Source organism: Pseudomonas sp. ICMP 8385, assembly GCF_002699915.1.
GTDB lineage: Bacteria > Pseudomonadota > Gammaproteobacteria > Pseudomonadales > Pseudomonadaceae > Aquipseudomonas > Aquipseudomonas gessardii.
Window position 1 is genome coordinate 26,103 of the sequence record NZ_LKBY01000107.1, and the last position, 18,326, is coordinate 44,428.

General features: G+C 59.3%; 17 protein-coding genes and 1 pseudogene. 4 read left to right on the plus strand and 14 right to left on the minus strand.

What is annotated here, in order from left to right; genetic code table 11:
- Positions 1–3 precede the first annotated feature (3 nt).
- Positions 4–1,224 carry a beta-ketoacyl-ACP synthase I gene (gene fabB, locus AO268_RS18760; RefSeq protein WP_076964821.1) on the plus strand — a complete coding sequence of 407 codons (1,221 nt, stop codon included), beginning with the start codon at positions 4–6 and terminating at the stop codon, positions 1,222–1,224.
- 172 nt (positions 1,225–1,396) lie between these two features.
- Here the strand turns inward: fabB and AO268_RS33820 are convergent, their stop codons facing one another.
- The 4 genes and pseudogenes from AO268_RS33820 to AO268_RS18775 all read right to left on the minus strand — a co-directional run bounded on the left by AO268_RS33820 (position 1,397) and on the right by AO268_RS18775 (position 4,698).
- Positions 1,397–2,260: a methyl-accepting chemotaxis protein gene (locus tag AO268_RS33820; RefSeq protein WP_373562148.1), complete on the minus strand. Its 864-nt coding sequence runs from the start codon at positions 2,258–2,260 to the stop codon at positions 1,397–1,399.
- Positions 2,252–3,022: pseudogene (locus tag AO268_RS33825) on the minus strand (MCP four helix bundle domain-containing protein); the annotation flags it as partial. The gene AO268_RS33820 and the pseudogene AO268_RS33825, both read right to left, overlap by 9 nt.
- 139 nt (positions 3,023–3,161) lie before the next feature.
- Positions 3,162–3,626: a DUF3859 domain-containing protein gene (locus AO268_RS18770; RefSeq protein WP_076964819.1), complete on the minus strand. Its 465-nt coding sequence runs from the start codon at positions 3,624–3,626 to the stop codon at positions 3,162–3,164.
- A gap of 67 nt (positions 3,627–3,693) precedes the next feature.
- Positions 3,694–4,698: an amidohydrolase family protein gene (locus AO268_RS18775; RefSeq protein ID WP_076964818.1), complete on the minus strand. Its 1,005-nt coding sequence runs from the start codon at positions 4,696–4,698 to the stop codon at positions 3,694–3,696.
- 145 nt (positions 4,699–4,843) lie between these two features.
- On the opposite strand from AO268_RS18775, the gene AO268_RS18780 reads away from it, so the two are divergent.
- Together AO268_RS18780 and AO268_RS18785 are read left to right on the plus strand one after the other, a co-directional pair.
- Complete coding sequence (locus AO268_RS18780) at positions 4,844–5,260, plus strand: OsmC family protein (RefSeq protein WP_076964817.1); 417 nt, start codon at positions 4,844–4,846, stop codon at positions 5,258–5,260.
- Between the two features lie 64 nt (positions 5,261–5,324).
- Positions 5,325–6,191: a pirin family protein gene (locus AO268_RS18785; RefSeq protein ID WP_099169477.1), complete on the plus strand. Its 867-nt coding sequence runs from the start codon at positions 5,325–5,327 to the stop codon at positions 6,189–6,191.
- Positions 6,192–6,288: 97 nt separating this feature from the next.
- On the opposite strand, the gene AO268_RS18790 is transcribed toward AO268_RS18785, so the two are convergent.
- From AO268_RS18790 to AO268_RS18805, 4 genes are all read right to left on the minus strand, one after another.
- Positions 6,289–7,017 carry a dienelactone hydrolase family protein gene (locus AO268_RS18790; RefSeq protein WP_099169478.1) on the minus strand — a complete coding sequence of 243 codons (729 nt, stop codon included), beginning with the start codon at positions 7,015–7,017 and terminating at the stop codon, positions 6,289–6,291.
- 64 nt (positions 7,018–7,081) lie between these two features.
- Positions 7,082–8,986 carry a molecular chaperone HtpG gene (gene htpG / locus AO268_RS18795; protein ID WP_099169487.1) on the minus strand — a complete coding sequence of 635 codons (1,905 nt, stop codon included), beginning with the start codon at positions 8,984–8,986 and terminating at the stop codon, positions 7,082–7,084.
- An 89-nt stretch (positions 8,987–9,075) separates the two neighbouring features.
- Positions 9,076–9,540, minus strand: a complete 465-nt coding sequence (locus AO268_RS18800; RefSeq protein ID WP_076964814.1) for a PaaI family thioesterase — start codon at positions 9,538–9,540, stop codon at positions 9,076–9,078.
- Positions 9,537–10,013: a PaaI family thioesterase gene (locus tag AO268_RS18805; RefSeq protein WP_076964813.1), complete on the minus strand. Its 477-nt coding sequence runs from the start codon at positions 10,011–10,013 to the stop codon at positions 9,537–9,539. Before AO268_RS18805 ends, AO268_RS18800 begins: the two co-directional genes overlap by 4 nt.
- A 158-nt stretch (positions 10,014–10,171) precedes the next feature.
- Between AO268_RS18805 and AO268_RS18810 the strand changes: the two genes are divergently transcribed.
- Entirely contained in the window at positions 10,172–10,423 is a 252-nt protein-coding gene (locus tag AO268_RS18810; RefSeq protein ID WP_076964845.1) for a hypothetical protein, read from the plus strand.
- Between the two features lie 122 nt (positions 10,424–10,545).
- Here AO268_RS18810 and AO268_RS18815 read toward each other — a convergent pair whose 3' ends face one another.
- From AO268_RS18815 to odhB, 6 genes are all read right to left on the minus strand, one after another.
- Complete coding sequence (locus AO268_RS18815) at positions 10,546–11,286, minus strand: DUF599 domain-containing protein (RefSeq protein ID WP_076963911.1); 741 nt, start codon at positions 11,284–11,286, stop codon at positions 10,546–10,548.
- Positions 11,287–11,546: 260 nt separating this feature from the next.
- Complete coding sequence (brnQ, locus tag AO268_RS18820; protein ID WP_076963912.1) at positions 11,547–12,860, minus strand: branched-chain amino acid transport system II carrier protein; 1,314 nt, start codon at positions 12,858–12,860, stop codon at positions 11,547–11,549.
- A gap of 428 nt (positions 12,861–13,288) precedes the next feature.
- Positions 13,289–14,170 carry a succinate--CoA ligase subunit alpha gene (gene sucD, locus AO268_RS18825; RefSeq protein ID WP_057438865.1) on the minus strand — a complete coding sequence of 294 codons (882 nt, stop codon included), beginning with the start codon at positions 14,168–14,170 and terminating at the stop codon, positions 13,289–13,291.
- Positions 14,170–15,336, minus strand: a complete 1,167-nt coding sequence (gene sucC, locus AO268_RS18830; protein ID WP_003190011.1) for an ADP-forming succinate--CoA ligase subunit beta — start codon at positions 15,334–15,336, stop codon at positions 14,170–14,172. The genes sucD and sucC overlap by 1 nt, the downstream gene beginning before the upstream one ends.
- Positions 15,337–15,538: 202 nt before the next feature.
- Positions 15,539–16,975 carry a dihydrolipoyl dehydrogenase gene (gene lpdA, locus AO268_RS18835; RefSeq protein ID WP_076963913.1) on the minus strand — a complete coding sequence of 479 codons (1,437 nt, stop codon included), beginning with the start codon at positions 16,973–16,975 and terminating at the stop codon, positions 15,539–15,541.
- A gap of 99 nt (positions 16,976–17,074) precedes the next feature.
- Positions 17,075–18,295, minus strand: a complete 1,221-nt coding sequence (gene odhB, locus AO268_RS18840) for a 2-oxoglutarate dehydrogenase complex dihydrolipoyllysine-residue succinyltransferase (protein WP_099169479.1) — start codon at positions 18,293–18,295, stop codon at positions 17,075–17,077.
- Positions 18,296–18,326 lie beyond the last annotated feature (31 nt).

Below are 18,326 nucleotides of genomic sequence, written 5' to 3' on the forward strand. Positions count from 1 at the left end.
CGCATGCGCCGCGTCGTTATCACTGGTCTGGGCATCGTTTCGTGCCTGGGCAATGACAAAGAGACCGTCTCCGCTAACCTGCGTGCAAGTCGCCCTGGCATCCGCTTCAACCCGGAATATGCCGAAATGGGTCTGCGTAGCCAGGTTTCCGGCTCCATCGACCTCCCCCTCGAAGAGCTGATCGATCGCAAGATCTATCGCTTCGTCGGCCACGCCGCCGCTTATGCCTACCTGGCCATGAAAGACGCAATCGCCGACTCCGGCCTGAGCGACGACCAGGTGTCCAACGTACGCACCGGCCTGATCGCCGGCTCCGGCGGCGCGTCGACCTTGAACCAGATGGAAGCGCTGGACATCCTGCGCGAGAAAGGCGTCAAGCGCGTTGGCCCGTACCGCGTCACGCGGACCATGGGCAGCACCGTTTCCGCATGCCTGGCCACGCCATTCCAGATCAAGGGCGTGAACTACTCGATCTCCTCCGCCTGCGCCACCAGTGCCCACTGCATTGGGACCGCGGTCGAGCAGATCCAGTTGGGCAAGCAAGACATCGTGTTTGCCGGTGGCGGTGAAGAAGAGCATTGGAGCCAATCGTTCCTGTTCGACGCCATGGGCGCGCTGTCCACCCAGTACAACGAAACCCCGGAAAAAGCCTCCCGTGCCTACGACGCCAAGCGTGACGGTTTCGTCATCGCCGGCGGTGGCGGCATGGTGGTGGTCGAGGAGCTGGAACACGCCCTGGCCCGTGGCGCGAAGATCTACGCGGAAATCGTCGGCTACGGCGCTACTTCCGACGGCTACGACATGGTTGCGCCAAGCGGCGAAGGTGCCATCCGTTGCATGCAGATGGCCATGGCCACCGTGGATACGCCTATCGATTACCTGAACACCCATGGCACCTCCACTCCGGTGGGCGATGCCAAGGAAATGGAAGGCGTGCGCGCGGTATTCGGCGACAAGGCTCCGGCCATCAGCTCTACCAAGAGCCTGTCGGGTCACTCCCTGGGCGCCGCCGGCGTTCACGAAGCGATCTACTGCCTGCTGATGATGGAAGGCAACTTCATGGCCGGCTCCGCCAACATCGAAGAGCTGGACCCCGCAGTGGCTGATATGCCGATCCTGACCAAGACCCGTGAAGATGCGACCATCAACACGGTCATGAGCAACAGCTTCGGCTTCGGTGGCACCAATGCCACCTTGGTGCTGAAACGCTGGCAGGGCAAGTAAGCCCCGCAGGTTGATCATGTGAAAACGCCCCGACTGGTTCGGGGCGTTTTTTTTGACCGGGTTTACCAGTAGACCGAGTCGCCTTCATCGCGGGCAAGCCCGCTCCCACATTTGAATGCGATCCAATGTGGGAGCTGGCTTGCCTGCGATGGGACCCACCCGGTTTAAAGTCTTACACCGAAAACCGCGCCACCATGGTGTTCAAATCCACCGCCAACCGCGACAACTCATGACTCGCCGCGCTGGTCTGATTAGCTCCCGCCGACGTCTGCATCGCCAGCTCACGAATGTTCATCAGGTTGCGATCCACCTCCCGCGCCACCGCCGCCTGCTGCTCCGAGGCGCTGGCGATCACCAGGTTGCGCTCGTTGATCAGGGTAAACGCCGAGGCAATTGCCTCCAGCGCAGTGCCTGCCGACTTGGCAATGCCCAAGGTCGCCCGTGCGCGGCTGTTGCTTTGCTGCATCGAGTTGACCGCCTGATCAGTACCCTGCTGGATCCCGCCAATCATCTGCTCGATTTCCTCGGTCGATTGCTGGGTGCGATGGGCCAGGGCCCGCACTTCATCGGCCACCACCGCAAAACCACGCCCGGCTTCGCCGGCCCGCGCAGCTTCGATGGCCGCATTGAGCGCCAGCAGGTTGGTTTGTTCGGCAATCGAGCGGATCACATCCAACACCTTACTGATGCCGTATACCTTCTGCGCCAAGTCCTCGACCTGGGAGGCATTGGCGGTCACGTCGTCGGCCAGGGACTCAATCGACAGCACCGTCTGATGCACCTGCTCGCGCCCCTGCTGGGCAATGCGATCGGATTCGCGCGAAGCCTGTGAGGTGGCCACGGCATTACTGGCCACCTCCTCCACGGCGGCTGTCATCTGATTGACTGCGGTGGCGGCCTGCTCGATTTCCTGGCTTTGCTGGTGCAGGCCGCGGGTGGCGTCTTCGGTGACCGAACTGAGCTCCTCGGAAGCAGAGGCCAATTGGCTGGAGGATTGGGAGATACGCTGGATCGTCTCCCGCAGGTTTTCCTGCATGCGCTTGAGTGCCTGTTGCAGACGCGCGGGCTCGTCCTTGCCGCTGACGGTAATCTCGCCGGTCAAATCGCCACTGGCCACCCCCTGGGCGACCCTCACCGACTGCGCCAGCGGCAGCACAATGCTGCGGGTCAACAGCAGGGCCAGGCCGACGGTAATCAGTGCCGTCATGACAATCATGGCGATCACCCAGATTCGCGATTGACTGAACACTTGCTGGGCCAATGTGGCCGCCTGGTTGGCGCTGACCTTATTGAGGGTGACCAGTTCGCCCAGGGTGCCGGCCAGGGTATCGGCCAGATGATTCATCTCGCCGTTGACCACCTTGATCGCGTCTTCCAGCTGATTCTGCCGGGAAAGCGCCATAACCTGCTCCTGGCGTTGCAGGTACTGTTGCTGCTCCACCTTGAAACGGTCGAACAGCACCTGGTCTTCTGGCAGGATGATCAAGGCTTCATACAGCAACTGCGCGGCGTGCAGCTGTTTTTTGATCTCGAGGATTTTCTGCTCATTCTGCGCCACCATCTGAGGGTCGCGGTTGACCAACACGCGCAACGTCAGGGCCCGTATCCGCAGCAGGTCCTGATTCATTTCGCCGGCCGCCATTACGCTGGGCAGCCAGTTGGTCTCCACTTGGTCCGACTGCTCGCGCATATTGGCCATTTGCATCAAGGCGAACCCACCCAATACAAACACCATCAACGCCAACACTCCAAAACCCAGGCCTGCACGGGGAGCGATATTGAGACTTCTGATACTCATTACTCGGGTTCCTTCCAAAAGCGCTGCATCCACCTGCAGCGGGTTGCTCTTGAAAGGTATCGGCGTCTGACAGAAATTGCGTAATACCAAAACGCGATATCAAAACGCCTTTATGCTGCCTGACCCATGCTGTCGCTGCTCAGCGCACGGTGAAGCTCTTCTGTGTCAGCAGGCGATCACCCTGGAACACCATGAATCGCCACTCGCCCGGCACCACTTCGTAGCTTTCGGTGAACTCGTAGGCCATCACGTCCTGGGGCGCACCGGGCACCAATTTCTGGGTCACTTCAAATTTGTCATGTCGCTGGCCATCGGCTGTGCGGATGCCGGGGGTGAAGTAGAGCAAGGTCAGTGGCGTATCTTCGGCGACCTTGCCAAGCAACTGGTAACGCAGGCCAAACTTGGTGCCCAGCCTGGCCGGCACCACAGTAGTGGCCTGGATCTGTTCGTTGCTGCGGCGCAATACGCGCTCGCCCGACTGCAACTGGGCTGTCGGGCCTTCAAACACGCCGAACTCCACCGGGCCTTCGATACGGACTTCGGCGCTAGCCAAGCCGCTGATCATCATCATTGCCGCCAGGGCGCTTAAACGGGTGAGGTGCATAGTGGGCTCCTTGAGTGAGATGGCGCGAGCTTATGACACCGGTATGACGGGACGATGACAAACCCGATCAACGCGCCTTGGGCAAAATCGCGAGGAAATTGTCCCGTGCGACTTTTCGCGCAACGTCTTCAGGCAAGGCATCAAGGAAGGGATTGAAGCTGCGCATTTCCTTACCCAGCTTGTTGAACCGCCCTACCACATCAGACCCCAGCATAAAGCGCTCCGGGAAGCGCTCTACCAGCGCCAGCCATTCCGGCCGGGGCTTTCCCGCCTCGTCCAGCAAGTACGGCGTGAGCACGCTCCAGGACAGGTCGATGTACAGGTTGGGATAGGCCTCCAGCATGCGGCTCACGGTCGGCAACAGGAAGTCCAGCTGCGTCTGGTGCCGGTGGATCTCCATGCTGGTGCCGGCATGGGCCCAGATAAACCGGGTGTGCGGGTGATTGCGCAGCGGCTCTTCGATCTCCGCCAGGTACAGCGGGTTACGCTCGCGCTTGGAGGTGATGTTGGAGTGCACCAGCACCGGCAGGTCATTCTTGGCGGCCAGGTGATAGATGCCCGTCATGGCCTCGTTATTGGCCCGTGGTGTGTCACCGGAGGTCAGCGCGGTCAGGTCATCGTGGCGGGTGAAGACTTCGCCAATGCCCTGCCACAGGCCCGGATAGAGGTCGAGCATGCGCTGGATATGGATCTCGGAGTTCTTGTCGTTGGGGTTGAAGCCGCTGAGGAACGGGTGCAAATACTGACGCTGCTCGGGGGCCAGCTTGCTCACGGCTGCGGCGACGATCACATCGGTGGCGCTGTACCAGTAGGCATCCGCGTCATCTCCGGCGTAATAGCGTGGGCGCTTGGGTTCGTCTTCGTGCCATTTCTTCGCAACCGGGATGCCGGAAATCATCACATGCTCAATGCGATTGTCAGCCATGGCCTTGAGCAGCTTGTCCATGCCGGCCGTCTCCTGGAAGAAGTCGACGTAATGCAGATGCGCGTCGCTGTAGGCATAGTCGCGGGCCTGTACAGTAAGGCTGCTGGCGGCGAGCAACAGGGCAAGACTCAGGCGGATCCAGGGCACGATAAAACCTCAACAGGGATTAAGTCCGGTAGACCTGCGACGGCCTGTCGGGGTTCATCCGATAAAAAATGCGGAACACTCAAGTGCCAGCATGCTCTATAACTGCATGACCTTCATCCTGCCACCTAGTCTAGTGAGGCTTGCCATGCCTGTTATCGTCAATACGCTGAACACCGAGAATTTTCGCCATAGCGTCAACATCAATCAGCATGAACTGTTTACCGACCTGCCCAAGAGCCTGGGCGGCGACGACTCGGCACCCTCGCCCCACGATTACTTCGACGCCGCGCTGGCCTCGTGCAAAGCCCTGACCGTCAAGCTGTATGCACAGAAAAAGAACATCCCCCTGACCGGCGTGACCGTGGAGGTCACCCACGACAGCACCGAGGAGCAAAAAGGCAAGTATAAGCTCAACGTCAAGCTGACCCTCAAGGGCGTACTGACTGATGCCCAGCGCGAAGAACTGCATCGTGTAGCGGACAAGTGCCCGGTACACAAGCTGATGACCACTGCCGAGATCAGCATCGAGACCCGACTTTCGGAAGGCGCCTTCAGCCAATAACACCGATTTCCTGCCGGGCGGGTTATGCTCAAACCCATCGAACCCGCTCAGACAGGGATGCACCATGACTACCGTGATCGTAATTCACCCACGTGCCGAAGATGTCGAGGGCCAGCCTATCCTGCGCCCCCTGCCCTCGCGGGAATGCCGCAGCGTCGGACCTTTCGTGTTCTTCGACCATATGCTCCAGACCCGCTACGCCCCTGGCAGCGGCATGAATATCCGCCAGCATCCGCATATTGGCTTGTCCACCCTCACCTACTTGTTTGAAGGCGAACTCCTGCACAAGGACAGCCTCGGCTCTGATCAGGTGGTCAAGGCCGGTGACGTCAGCTGGATGACCGCCGGCAGCGCCATTGCCCACGTCGAACGCACACCCGAAGCGCTCAAGGCCAAGGGTTTCGAGCTGCATGGCTTGCAGGTGTGGCTGGCCTCGCCCAAGGCACACGAGCAAGGGCCGGGGCATTACAGCCATCACCCCGCCGCCAGCCTGCCGGTCAGTGACAACCTCGGGGTGACGATCCGCCTGATCGCCGGCAGTGGCTTTTGCCTGGAATCACCGGTGCCTGTGCTGTCACCGACGCTGTATGCCGAGGTGCATATGCAAACGGCCACTACCCTGCTGATTCCTGATGAGCATGAGGAACGGGCGGTGTATGTACTCGACGGTGATGCGCAGTTGGAAGGCGACACCTTGGAAGTCCATAGCCTGGTGGTGTTGCCGGCGGGCCAGAGCATGGCGCTGTTTGCCGAGACCGATTGCCACCTGGTGGTCTTCGGCGGCGCGCGGCTGGATGGGCCTCGGCGGATCAACTGGAACTTTGTCGCCAGCGATCCGGCGTTGATCGATCAGGCGCGCCAGCGCTGGGCGGCCGGAGATTGGCCGACGGTGCCGGGGGAAAGCGGGAGAATTGAGTTGCCGCTGAAATAGCTATCGCGGGCAAGCCCACTCCCACATTTATGGTGTTCACAAATCAACATGTGGGAGCGGGCTTGCCCGCGATGAGGCCCTGACAGACGCTGAAGACTCAGCCCTTGAACACTTCATCCAACAAATTGTGCATCGCCTGGAACGCCCGCCCTGCGGTCTTGGCGTCGTACATCATCTTGCCCGGCACATTGGCATGGGGGTCGGTGAACGAATGCACCGCGCCACCGTAGCTCAGCAATTGCCAATCCACCCCGGCCGCGTTCATCTCGTCCTCAAAGGCCGGCAACTGCTCCCTGGGCACCAATGGGTCAGAAGCGCCATGCAGCACCAGTACCGAACCCTTGATGTTCTTCGCGTCCGCCGGGTTGGGCGTGTCGAGGGTGCCATGGAACGACACCGCCGCCTTCAGCGGCGCACCGGTACGTGCCAGCTCCAGGGAGCAGCAACCGCCAAAGCAGAAACCAAAGGTCGCCAGCTTCGAGGTATCGACAGCCGCTTGGGCCTGGCCTTGCAGTTGCGCTAAGGCTGCCTGCATACGTGTGTTCAACAACCCACGGTCATTCTTCAACGGCATCATCGCCGCCCCGGCTTCGTCGCCATTGGATGGGCGCACCTGTTGCCCGTACAGATCAGCGATCAGCACCACATAGCCCTTGGCCACCACGGTCTTGGCGATTTCTTCGGCGCTGGCGCTGACCCCCATCCAGTTCGGTGCCATCAGCAAGCCCGGCAGCGGGCCCTTGTGGCTGGCATCGAAGGCCAGGCGGCTTTCATAAGACTGGCCATCAATCTGATAGACCACGGAACGCACGGTGACTTGGTTCATCATTTTCTCCGGTTGATATCCACAAACGAAAACCCCGCCGAAGCGGGGTTTTCTTGCAGCGTTGTTAAACCGACAGTTCAACCAACAACTTGTTCAGTCGGCGCACGTAGGCGGCCGGGTCTTTCAAGCTGTCCCCTGCGGCCAGGGCCGCCTGGTCGAAGAGGATGTGCGACAGGTCGCCAAAACGCTCTTCGCTCTGCTCGCCGTCGAGTTTCTCGATCAACGGGTGAGCCGGGTTGAACTCGAAGATCGGCTTGGAGTCCGGCACCTTCTGCCCGCTGGCTTCGAGGATCTGGCGCATTTGCATGCCCAGGTCTTGCTCGCCGATGGCCAGGATCGCCGGGGAATCGGTCAGGCGGTGGGAAACCCGTACTTCGCTGACGGCATCGCCCAGGGCGGTCTTGATGCGTTCAACCAGGCCTTCTTTGGACTTGGCCACTTCTTCAGCGGCTTTTTTGTCCTCTTCCGAATCCAGGTTGCCCAGGTCCAGGTCACCACGGGCCACGTCGACGAAGGATTTACCGTCGAACTCGTTGAGGTAGCTCATCAGCCACTCGTCGATACGGTCGGTGAGCAGCAGCACTTCGATGCCTTTCTTGCGGAAGACTTCCAGGTGCGGGCTGTTCTTGACCTGGGCGTAGGTTTCGCCGGTCAGGTAGTAAATCTTGTCCTGGCCTTCCTTGGCGCGTGCCAGGTACTCGGCCAGGGACACCACCTGCTCGCCGTCTTCGCCTTGAGTCGAGGCAAAACGCAGCAGGCCGGCGATTTTTTCCTTGTTGGCGAAATCTTCTGCCGGGCCTTCTTTCATGACCTGGCCGAAGTTTTTCCAGAAGCCCTTGTATTGCTCAGGCTCGTTCTTCGCCAGTTTTTCCAGCATGTCCAACACACGCTTGGTCAGCGCCGTCTTCATCGAATCGATGATCGGGTCTTTCTGCAGGATTTCCCGCGACACGTTCAGCGACAGGTCGTTGGAGTCGACCACACCCTTGATAAAGCGCAGGTACAGGGGCAGGAAGGACTCTGCCTGATCCATCACGAATACGCGCTGCACATACAGCTTCAGGCCTTTGGGCGTTTCACGCTGGTACAGGTCGAACGGAGCACGGGCCGGGACGTACAGCAGCGAGCTGTATTCCAGCTTGCCTTCGACCTTGTTGTGGCTCCAGCTCAGCGGGTTTTCGTAGTCATGGGCGATGTGCTTGTAGAACTCCTGGTATTCCTCGTCCTTGACCTCGGTACGCGGACGGGTCCACAGGGCGCTGGCGCGGTTGACCACTTCCCATTCCTGGGCAGGAGCCTCCTCGCCTTCGGCCGCCGCTTGTTCTTTCGGCAGTTCGATGGGCAACGCGATATGGTCGGAGTACTTCTTGATGATGTTGCGCAGGCGCCAGCCATCGGCGAATTCGTCTTCACCGGACTTGAGGTGCAGCACGATGCGCGTACCGCGGTCTGCCTTGTCGACGGTGGCGATTTCAAATTCGCCCTCGCCTTTGGAAGCCCAGTGCACGCCTTCGCTGGCGTCGAGACCGGCGCGGCGGCTGAACACTTCCACTTTGTCGGCAACGATAAAGGCCGAGTAGAAGCCCACGCCGAACTGGCCGATCAGGTGCGAGTCCTTCTTCTGGTCGCCCGACAGGTTCTTCATGAAATCGGCGGTGCCGGATTTGGCGATGGTGCCCAAATGGGTAATCGCCTCTTCGCGGCTCATGCCGATGCCGTTGTCTTCGAGGGTGACGGTCTTGGCGTCCTTGTCGAAGCTCACACGGATTTTCAGTTCTGCGCCACCTTCCAGCAACTCAGGCTTGGACAGGGCTTCAAAACGTAATTTGTCGACAGCGTCAGAGGCGTTCGAGATCAATTCGCGAAGGAAGATTTCCTTGTTGGAATACAGCGAATGGATCATGAGGTGCAGCAGTTGCTTCACCTCGGTCTGGAAGCCCAGGGTTTCCTTTTGAGTTTCCACACTCATGGTCATCAAACTCCAATTGGATGGCAGTGGCCGCGCCCTAGAGGGTTGGCAGCGGGTTGTCATCAAAGTTGGGGGCTAAGACCAGGATTTCAAGGGTGGCCCTGCTCTTGAATCTTGAAATGCGCGCGAGCAGTGGCAATGGGCTCGGCCGGGGTGCTTTGCCAGGCGGTGATCGCCACATTGGCCACCCGCCGTCCCTGGCGCCACACCTGGCAGGTGGCGTAAGTGTCGCGAAACTGCCCGGCCCGCAGGTAGTCCAGAGAAAAATCGACAATCTTGGGCAGGCCCTTTGCAACCCCCGGGGTGCCCGTGGCCACCCATAAATGAAAGGCCGCCGACAGCTCCATAAAGCCGGCAATCACACCGCCATGGAGGGCCGGCAATATCGGGTTACCAATATTGTCCTTGTTGGCGGGCATGCGAAACAGCAACTCATCCCCCAGGCGCGTGCATTCAACGCCGATCAGTCGGGCATAGGGAATCAGTTCCAGCAGCGCCTTATAGTCGCCCCGGTGATGGGCCTGCTGCATCCGCGTCTTGAATTGGTGGGTCATGCCTGTTCTCCCTTGATACTGCTACCCAGGCCCTTGGTGCCCTTCAGGTGCTTGCCCATGCGCATGAACGTGCCCACCACATGGGCAATCGGCTGCTGGGGGTCATCCTGATACGCAAAGCCACGGGTGAAAATCACATCGGTGGTCACCCGATAGCATTGGGCAAAGCCAAATACGGCCTTGTGCGGCTCGGCCGGGTGCATGTAGTCAATGCGCAAATCCAGGGTGGGGCAGACTTCAAATTCCGGCAGGACGCACAAGGTCGCCATGCCACAGGCCGTGTCCATCAGGGAAGTCAGGGCACCGCCATGGATAATCCCGGTGTGCGGGTCGCCGACGATCTGCGGGCTGTACGGCAAAAGCAAGGTCATGCCGTCCGCGCTCGCATCATGCACCTCAATACCCAGGACCTGGCAGTGACGCAGGGCCGAAACAAAACGTGCGGCACGCTCCAAAAGGGGGCTATCGGTCATTGGATAAAGACTCTTATTAGTAGTGATCCGGTGGAACAAGTACCCCGGAAGAAAGTTCCTTAGCGAAACAGCCTATATATCTGTGAGATTAAAGGAACTAATGCCTGCACCCCATGCTCGAAAGGCCAGTAGATATCTTCAATAAGGAGAAACACCCCATGCGCAAGACTTTCGCCGTTTCCTTGATGTTGGCTGCCACCCTTGGCCTCGCTGCCTGCGATAAAAAATCCGAGGACAAAGCTCAGGATGCAACCCAACACGCTGAACAAGCTCAAGAAAAAATGAGCGAAGCTCAGGATAAAGTGAACGATGCTGCAAAAGAAAACGCTGAAGCCGCCAAAGCCCAAGCTGAATCTGACGCAGCAGCCGCTAAAGAAAATGCTCCTGCTACACCTGCAACCGGTTCTTGATACCACGGTTTAAAAACCATGTTGCAAAAGAAAGCCCGCTTATTAGCGGGCTTTACTTTGGGCGGTATTTTTTGCATAGCCAAACAGCAGGTCGCCAGACTAAGCGGCAATAAACGATCGACTCAGGCGGCTGGCTCTTTATTCGCCTCAGGCAACGGCGCTTCGGTCGGGGTATAGACCATGACTTCCAGCACATCGGAATGAAACTCCCGGCGATACAGCACCAGCACCACCCCGCTGCTCATCAGCATGAACAGCCAGGGGCTGACAAACCAGGCGAGCATGGTCATGCCGAAGTAATAGGAACGCAGGCCGAAGTTGAACTGGTTGGCGGCCATCGATATCACCCGCGCGGCCCGGGAGGCAAAGGCCTTGCGCTCCTGCTCGGAGACATGCCGCTCGCCGACCATGGGCGCCGAGCCGACCAGGATCGCCGCAAAGTTGTACTGGCGCATGCACCAACTGAAGGTAAAAAAGGCATAGACAAACACCAGGGCCAGGCACAACAGCTTGATCTCCGACATGCCCTGGGACGCCTGCTGCACCATGGGAATGTCCGCCAGCAGCGAGACCGCCCGTTCCGAAGCCCCCAGCACGGTCAGGATACCGGCGAGGATGATCAAGGTGCTGGAGGCGAAGAAGGACGCATTGCGCTCCAGGTTACCGATCACACTGGCATCGGCGATGCGGTTGTCGCGCAGCAGCATGCGGCGCATCCAGTCTTCACGATACAGGTGCAGCACACTGGCCAGGCAGGCCGTGTCCCGAGCTTTCCAGCTGGCGTAGCGAGTGTAGCCGCCCCAGCAGATGACGAACCACAGCGCGGCAAGCAAGTGGATCAGGTTGGCTTCGACGAACGACATGCGGGTCCTCTAAACAATAGGGCTGGCTAACTCGGACGATGTGGGAGCTGGCTTGCCTGCGATGGCGTCCCTTCAGTCAGTATCAGGCCGACTGATCTACCGCTATCGCAGGCAAGCCAGCTCCCACACTGACCGTGTTCCTGATCTGCAAAACTCATAACCCCTTCGACGTTAGCCCGCAAAAAAAGACACCGCCGAGCGCCCATAAAAATGCCCCGCACCTGGCGGGGCATTTCGTTGTCAGCGTACAACAGTTCGCTTTAGGCGATGGCTTCGCTGCGCTTGCCCAGCATACGGTCAACCACGACTGCGGCCACCAGGGTGATCACGCAAGGCACCAGCCAGGCCAGGCCTTGCTCGCTCAACGGCAGGTTCGCCATTTGCGCCGGCATCCAGCCCGCCAGGCCCGCGCCCTTGAGGGCGTCGATGGTGCCAAAGATAAACGACACCAGCATCACCGGGCCAAGGATACGGCCATGTTCATGCCAGAAGTCTTTGCAGAAGCTCAGCGCCACCAGCACGATGCACGGCGGGTAGATGGCTGTCAGCACCGGGATCGAGAACGCAATCAGCTTGGTCAGGCCCAGGTTGGACACCAGCAGCGAGAATGCGGCGAGGATCACCACCAGGGTCTTGTAGGACAGTGGCAACACCCGGCTGAAGTACTCGGCGCAGGCACAGGTCAGGCCCACGGCGGTGACCAGGCACGCCAGGGAGATCAGCACCGCGAGGAAGCCGCTGCCCAGGGAGCCAAAGGTGTGTTGTACATAGGCGTGCAATACCGCTGCGCCGTTGGCTGCACCGGCGGCCACTTCATGGCTGCCCGAACCGAGGCGGAACAGGCTGATGTACACCAATGCCAGGCCCAGGCCGGCAATCAGCCCGGCAATGATGGCGTAGCGGGTGATCAACTGTGGCGACTCGACACCCCGGGAGCGGATGGCGTTGACGATCACGATGCCAAACACCAGCGCGCCCAGGGTATCCATGGTCAGGTAACCATTGATAAAACCTTGGGAGAATGGCGCGGCGACGTATTCCGGTGTGGCGACGCCAATATCGCCCGCCGGCAGAGCAAAGGCCGCGATGCCCAGCACCGCCAGCGCAATGATCTTCAGCGGCGCGAGAAAACGCCCGACGGTATCCAACAGGCGCCCTGGGTACAGGGAGATGAAGAACACCAGCAGGAAGTACACCGAGCTGTAGAGGAACAGGGCCAGCGGGCTTTCGCCGGTCAATGGCGCCAGGCCGACTTCAAACGACACCGTCGCGGTACGTGGCGTGGCAAACAGCGGCCCCACGGCCAGGTAGCACGCCGCAGCCAGGATGCCACCGGCGATCTTGCCGATAGGGCTGCTCAATGCATCCATGCCACCGCCGACCTTGGCCAGGGCGATGACCGTGACCACCGGCAGGCCGACGGCAGTGATCAGGAAGCCCAGCGCCGCCATCCAGACATGCGGCCCGGACTGCAAACCAACGATAGGCGGGAAGATGATGTTGCCGGCGCCCACGAACAGGGCAAACGTCATAAAGCCCAGCGCCAGGATATCCTGGCCTTTCAACACTTTCATTTGAGGAAATACCACACTACTGAATCGGAATTTAGAGGGGGATTCCCTATGGATGAGGGAAATACTGCCAGCGCTGATGGGCACCGACTGTTCTAGCGCGCGGCTTCCTTTTGGGAGGCGGACGCATAAAGAGGCCGCAAGAGTACCGAATTTGCCTGACAAACGCACTGTTGCGGGGCGCGCTGTCCGATAAGCGACACGTTGATGTCGCGTTTTCATACTTAACTTGGCAATGCAGTCCACTGTGGGAGCTGGCTTGCCTGCGATGCGGACGGCGCGGTGATCCAGGCAAGCCAAGGTGATGCAATCGCAGGCAAGCCAGCTCCCACAATGGACCGCGTCAATTTCAACAAATGGATATACCCAGAACGCACAAAGGCCACCCGAAGGTGGCCTTTGTGTGGTGAAGCGTCAGTTAAGCGCGAGGCTTACTTGATCGCCCAGCCAGTCAGCTCGGACAAAGCCTTGCCGATGTCTGCCAGCGAACGCACGGTTTTCACGCCTGCGTCTTCCAGGGCAGCAAACTTCTCGTCTGCAGTGCCCTTGCCGCCAGAGATGATTGCGCCAGCATGGCCCATGCGCTTGCCCGCAGGGGCAGTCACACCAGCGATGTAGGAAACAACCGGCTTGGTCACGTGTGCCTTGATGTAGGCAGCCGCTTCTTCTTCAGCCGAACCGCCGATCTCACCGATCATCACGATCGCTTCGGTCTTCGGGTCTTCCTGGAACAGTTTCAGGATGTCGATGAAGTTCGAGCCTGGGATCGGGTCACCGCCGATGCCGACGCAAGTCGACTGACCGAAACCGGCGTCAGTAGTCTGCTTCACAGCTTCGTAGGTCAGGGTGCCGGAACGGGAAACGATACCGACTTTGCCTGGCAAGTGAATGTGACCGGGCATGATGCCGATCTTGCATTCGCCTGGAGTGATCACGCCTGGGCAGTTAGGGCCGATCAGGGTAACACCCAGCTCGTCGCACTTAACTTTAGCGTCCAGCATGTCCAGGGTAGGAATGCCTTCGGTGATGCACACGATCAGCTTGATGCCGCCGAATGCCGCTTCCAGGATGGAATCCTTGCAGAAAGGAGCTGGAACGTAGATCACGCTGGCGGTGGCGCCAGTTTGAGCAACCGCTTCTTTCACGGTGTTGAACACTGGCAGGCCCAGGTGCTCGGTGCCGCCTTTGCCCGGAGTGACGCCACCAACCATCTTGGTGCCGTATTCGAGGGCTTGCTGGGTGTGGAAGCTACCTTGCGAACCGGTAATACCCTGGCAGATAACCTTGGTGTCTTTATTGATCAGGACGCTCATTATTTGCCCTCCGCAGCTTTGACAACTTGTTGAGCAGCGTCGGTCAGGCTGGTAGCAGCGATGATGTTCAAACCGCTTTCTGCCAGTACTTTAGCGCCCAGTTCAGCGTTGTTACCTTCAAGGCGAACAACAACCGGGATTTTCACGCCGACTTCTTTCACTGCACCGATGATGCCTTCGGCAATCATGTCGCAACGAACGATGCCGCCGAAGATGTTGACCAGTACTGCAGCGACGTTGGAGTCGGACAGGATGATCTTGAACGCTTCGGTAACGCGTTCCTTGGTAGCGCCACCACCTACGTCGAGGAAGTTGGCTGGCTTGCCGCCATGCAGGTTGACGATGTCCATGGTACCCATGGCCAGGCCAGCACCGTTGACCATGCAACCGATGTTACCTTCCAGGGCTACGTAGTTCAGCTCGAACTTGGCAGCGTGCGCTTCGCGCGGATCGTCTTGCGACGGATCATGGAAAGTCTTCAGCTTAGGCTGACGGTACATGGCGTTGGCGTCGATGTTGATCTTGGCGTCGAGGCAATGCAGATCGCCGTCAGCCTTGATCACCAGCGGGTTCACTTCCAGCAGGGCCAGATCGTGATCCTGGAACAGTTTGGCCAGACCTACGAAGATCTTGGCGAACTGGGCAACTTGCTTGCCTTCCAGACCCAGCTGGAAAGCCAGCTCGCGACCCTGGAATGGCTGAGCGCCAACCAGTGGATCGATCGTGGCCTTCAGGATTTTTTCTGGGGTTTCGTGAGCGATCTTCTCGATGTCCACGCCACCTTCGGTGGACGCCATGAACACGATGCGACGGCTCGAACGGTCAACGACAGCGCCCAGGTACAGCTCTTTAGCGATATCAGTGCACGATTCAACCAGGATCTTGGTGACTGGCTGGCCATTGGCGTCAGTCTGGTAAGTCACCAGACGCTTGCCCAGCCACTGCTGTGCGAAGGCCTTGGCGTCTTCTTTGCTGCGAACCAGCTTAACGCCGCCCGCTTTACCGCGACCACCAGCGTGGACCTGGGCTTTGACAACCCACTCGCTGCCGCCGATTTTGTCGCAAGCTTCTGCTGCTGCTTCCGGGGTGTCTACTGCGTAACCCTTGGAAACTGGCAGGCCGTATTCAGCGAACAGCTGCTTACCCTGATACTCGTGAAGATTCATGCTTTTTACCGTCTTCGTTAGGTACTGCGCATTCGGCGCTACGCTCATTATGAGTGCCGCGCCACCTGTGACTGCTGCTTGCCCAACTTCACCGCCCTAGGACAGGCAAAGCTGCGCAAGACTGCGTCCAGCGGATATTCCGCGGTGAGTCTTGCGCACAAGGCTCACGACGGGCAACCGCCGTGGTTTCTTATTATCTTGCTTAGCGCTTCTTCTTGTTGGCAATGTGGATGGCATGGCCATTCACTGCCAACGCGGCTTCGTGCAGCGCTTCAGACAGGGTCGGATGGGAGAAGACCATCATGCCGATGTCTTCGGCGCTGGTGCCGAATTCCATACCGATAGCGCCCTGCTGAACCAGCTCTGCTGCGCCTGGGCCAATCACATGCACACCCAGTACGCGGTCGGTCTTGGCATCAGCGATGACTTTGACAAAACCGCCAGTGTCGTTCGCTGCCATGGCACGGCCAGAAGCGGCAAACGGGAAGGTGCCGACGTTAACGTCAACGCCTTCAGCTTTCAACTGCTGTTCGTTCTTACCAACCCATGCAATTTCCGGGTGGGTGTAGATAACCGAAGGGATCAGGTCGTAGTTCATCTGGGTCTTGTGACCCTTGATGCGCTCAACCACCATGATGCCTTCTTCGGACGCCTTGTGCGCCAGCATCATGCCGCGAACCACGTCACCAATGGCGTAGACGCCAGGCACGGTGGTGGCGCAGTGATCGTCAACATGGACAAAGCCACGCTCGTCGATGGTCACGCCGCTGTCAGCTGCCAGCAGATCAGTGGTCACTGGACGGCGACCAACGGCAACGATCAGTTTGTCGAAGGTGATGGTCTGTTCGCCATCCTTGTCGGTGTAGGTCACGACCACTTCTTCGCCGTTGACTTTAGAACCGGTCACACGGGCGCCCAGCTTGATATCCAGACCTTGCTTGGTCAGGGTTTTCAGCGCTTCTTTGGACACGGCGGTGTCGGCAGCCAGCAGGAACGTGTCCAGGGCTTCCAGTACGGTCACTTGCGAACCCAGGCGGGACCAGACCGAACCCAGTTCCAGGCCGATCACGCCAGCGCCGATCACGCCCAGGCGTTTGGGTACCGATTGGAATTCCAGGGCGCCGGTCGAATCAACGATCACGTTCTGGTCGACTGGAGCCGGTGGAATGTCGATTGGACGCGAACCTGGCGCCAGGATCACGTTCTCGGCTTCGATGATTTCGGTCGAACCGTCTGGCTTGGTGATTTCAACTTTCTTGCCGGCCAGCAGTTTGCCGTGACCTTGCAGGGAAGTGACGCCATTGGCCTTGAACAGGGTAGCAACGCCAGAGGTCAGGCCTTTGACGATGTTGGCCTTGCGGCCGACCATGGCTGGCACGTCCATGGTCACGCCAGCGTGGTTGATGCCGTGGATGGCAAAACCGTCCTGGGCTTCGTGGAATTTCCAGGAGCTGTCCAGCAGCGCCTTGGAAGGAATGCAACCAACGTTCAGGCAGGTACCGCCCAGGGCCAGTTTGCCTTCCTTGTCGGTGTATTTTTCGATGCAAGCAGTCGAGAGGCCCAGTTGAGCGGCCTTGATGGCGGCCACGTAGCCGCCAGGGCCCGCACCGATCACTACAACGTCAAATTTCTGTGTCATGAAAATAGATCCTCTATTTGCGACAAGCTTTTAGCTCCAAGCTGCAAGCCAAGCTGATTTTTCCTACAGCTTGTAGCCCGCAACTTGAAGCTGCTTCTATCAGATATCCAGGAGCAGGCGAGCCGGGTCTTCCAGCAGATTCTTGATGGTCACCAGGAACGTAACGGCTTCTTTACCGTCGATCAGGCGGTGATCGTAGGACAGTGCCAGGTACATCATCGGACGGATCACGACCTGGCCGTTGATGGCCATCGGACGCTGGATGATGTTGTGCATGCCCAGGATCGCGGCCTGTGGCGGGTTGACGATCGGGGTCGACATCATCGAACCGAAGGTACCACCGTTGGTGATGGTGAAGGTACCACCGGTCATCTCGTCGATGGTCAGCTTGCCGTCACGGGCTTTCTTGCCGAATCCGGCGATACCGCCTTCGATTTCAGCCAGGCTCATCAGCTCGGCGTTACGCAGGACCGGCACCACCAGGCCACGGTCGCTGGACACGGCAACACCGATGTCAGCGTAGCCGTGGTAAACGATGTCGCTGCCGTCGATGGAAGCGTTGACTGCCGGGAAGCGTTTCAGCGCTTCGGTGGCCGCTTTCACGAAGAACGACATGAAGCCCAGGCGCACGCCGTTGTGGGACTTCTCGAACAGGTCCTTGTACTTCGAGCGCAGGGCCATGACTTCAGTCATGTCTACTTCGTTGAACGTGGTCAGCATGGCCATGTTCGACTGTGCTTCAACCAGGCGCTTGGCCACGGTGGCGCGCACGCGGGTCATCGGCACGCGCTTCTCGGTGCGGTCGCCAGCGGCGAACACAGGCGCAGCGGCCGCCGGGGCAGCAGCCTTGGCAGGCGCGGCAGCCGGCGCGTTTTTCTTGGCTTCAATAGCGGCAACCACGTCTTCCTTGGTCACGCGGCCGTCTTTGCCGGTGCCCTTGATGGAAGCCAGGTTGATGCCGTTTTCCTCGGCCAACTGACGCGCAGCCGGGGCAGCGATCGGGTCTTGTGCATCAGCCGCCGGAGTGGCAGCCGGAGCCGAAGCAGCAGGGGCCGCTGGAGCTGGGGCCGGAGCGGCAGCACCGCCCTCAACGATGGTGCCCAGGACTTCGTCGGACAGGACAGTATCGCCTTCGTTCTTGATGATTTCGCCCACTACGCCGTCAGCGGTGGCCAGCACTTCCAGAACGACTTTGTCGGTTTCGATGTCGACGATCAGTTCGTCACGCTTGACGGCCTCGCCTGGTTTCTTGTGCCAGGTGGCAACGGTGCCATCAGCAACCGATTCCGGGAATGTCGGGGTTTTGATTTCGATAGCCATTATCTGCGGTCCTTAAAATTCGGTTTCAGTC

What these genes read in the sequence shown, in the direction of transcription:
- brnQ (WP_076963912.1), bottom strand. Translation starts at nt 12,860, where the DNA reads ATGAAAGTGTTGAAAGGCCAGGATATCCTGGCGCTGGGCTTTATGACG.
- AO268_RS18790 (WP_099169478.1), bottom strand. Translation starts at nt 7,017, where the DNA reads ATGAACCAAGTCACCGTGCGTTCCGTGGTCTATCAGATTGATGGCCAG.
- AO268_RS18805 (WP_076964813.1), bottom strand. Translation starts at nt 10,013, where the DNA reads ATGACCGATAGCCCCCTTTTGGAGCGTGCCGCACGTTTTGTTTCGGCC.
- AO268_RS18780 (WP_076964817.1), top strand. Translation starts at nt 4,844, where the DNA reads ATGCCTGTTATCGTCAATACGCTGAACACCGAGAATTTTCGCCATAGC.
- odhB (WP_099169479.1), bottom strand. Translation starts at nt 18,295, where the DNA reads ATGGCTATCGAAATCAAAACCCCGACATTCCCGGAATCGGTTGCTGAT.
- AO268_RS18770 (WP_076964819.1), bottom strand. Translation starts at nt 3,626, where the DNA reads ATGCACCTCACCCGTTTAAGCGCCCTGGCGGCAATGATGATGATCAGC.
- AO268_RS18815 (WP_076963911.1), bottom strand. Translation starts at nt 11,286, where the DNA reads ATGTCGTTCGTCGAAGCCAACCTGATCCACTTGCTTGCCGCGCTGTGG.
- AO268_RS18810 (WP_076964845.1), top strand. Translation starts at nt 10,172, where the DNA reads ATGCGCAAGACTTTCGCCGTTTCCTTGATGTTGGCTGCCACCCTTGGC.
- sucD (WP_057438865.1), bottom strand. Translation starts at nt 14,170, where the DNA reads ATGAGCGTCCTGATCAATAAAGACACCAAGGTTATCTGCCAGGGTATT.
- fabB (WP_076964821.1), top strand. Translation starts at nt 4, where the DNA reads ATGCGCCGCGTCGTTATCACTGGTCTGGGCATCGTTTCGTGCCTGGGC.
- AO268_RS33820 (WP_373562148.1), bottom strand. Translation starts at nt 2,260, where the DNA reads ATGCAGGAAAACCTGCGGGAGACGATCCAGCGTATCTCCCAATCCTCC.
- AO268_RS18785 (WP_099169477.1), top strand. Translation starts at nt 5,325, where the DNA reads ATGACTACCGTGATCGTAATTCACCCACGTGCCGAAGATGTCGAGGGC.
- AO268_RS18800 (WP_076964814.1), bottom strand. Translation starts at nt 9,540, where the DNA reads ATGACCCACCAATTCAAGACGCGGATGCAGCAGGCCCATCACCGGGGC.
- htpG (WP_099169487.1), bottom strand. Translation starts at nt 8,986, where the DNA reads ATGAGTGTGGAAACTCAAAAGGAAACCCTGGGCTTCCAGACCGAGGTG.
- lpdA (WP_076963913.1), bottom strand. Translation starts at nt 16,975, where the DNA reads ATGACACAGAAATTTGACGTTGTAGTGATCGGTGCGGGCCCTGGCGGC.
- sucC (WP_003190011.1), bottom strand. Translation starts at nt 15,336, where the DNA reads ATGAATCTTCACGAGTATCAGGGTAAGCAGCTGTTCGCTGAATACGGC.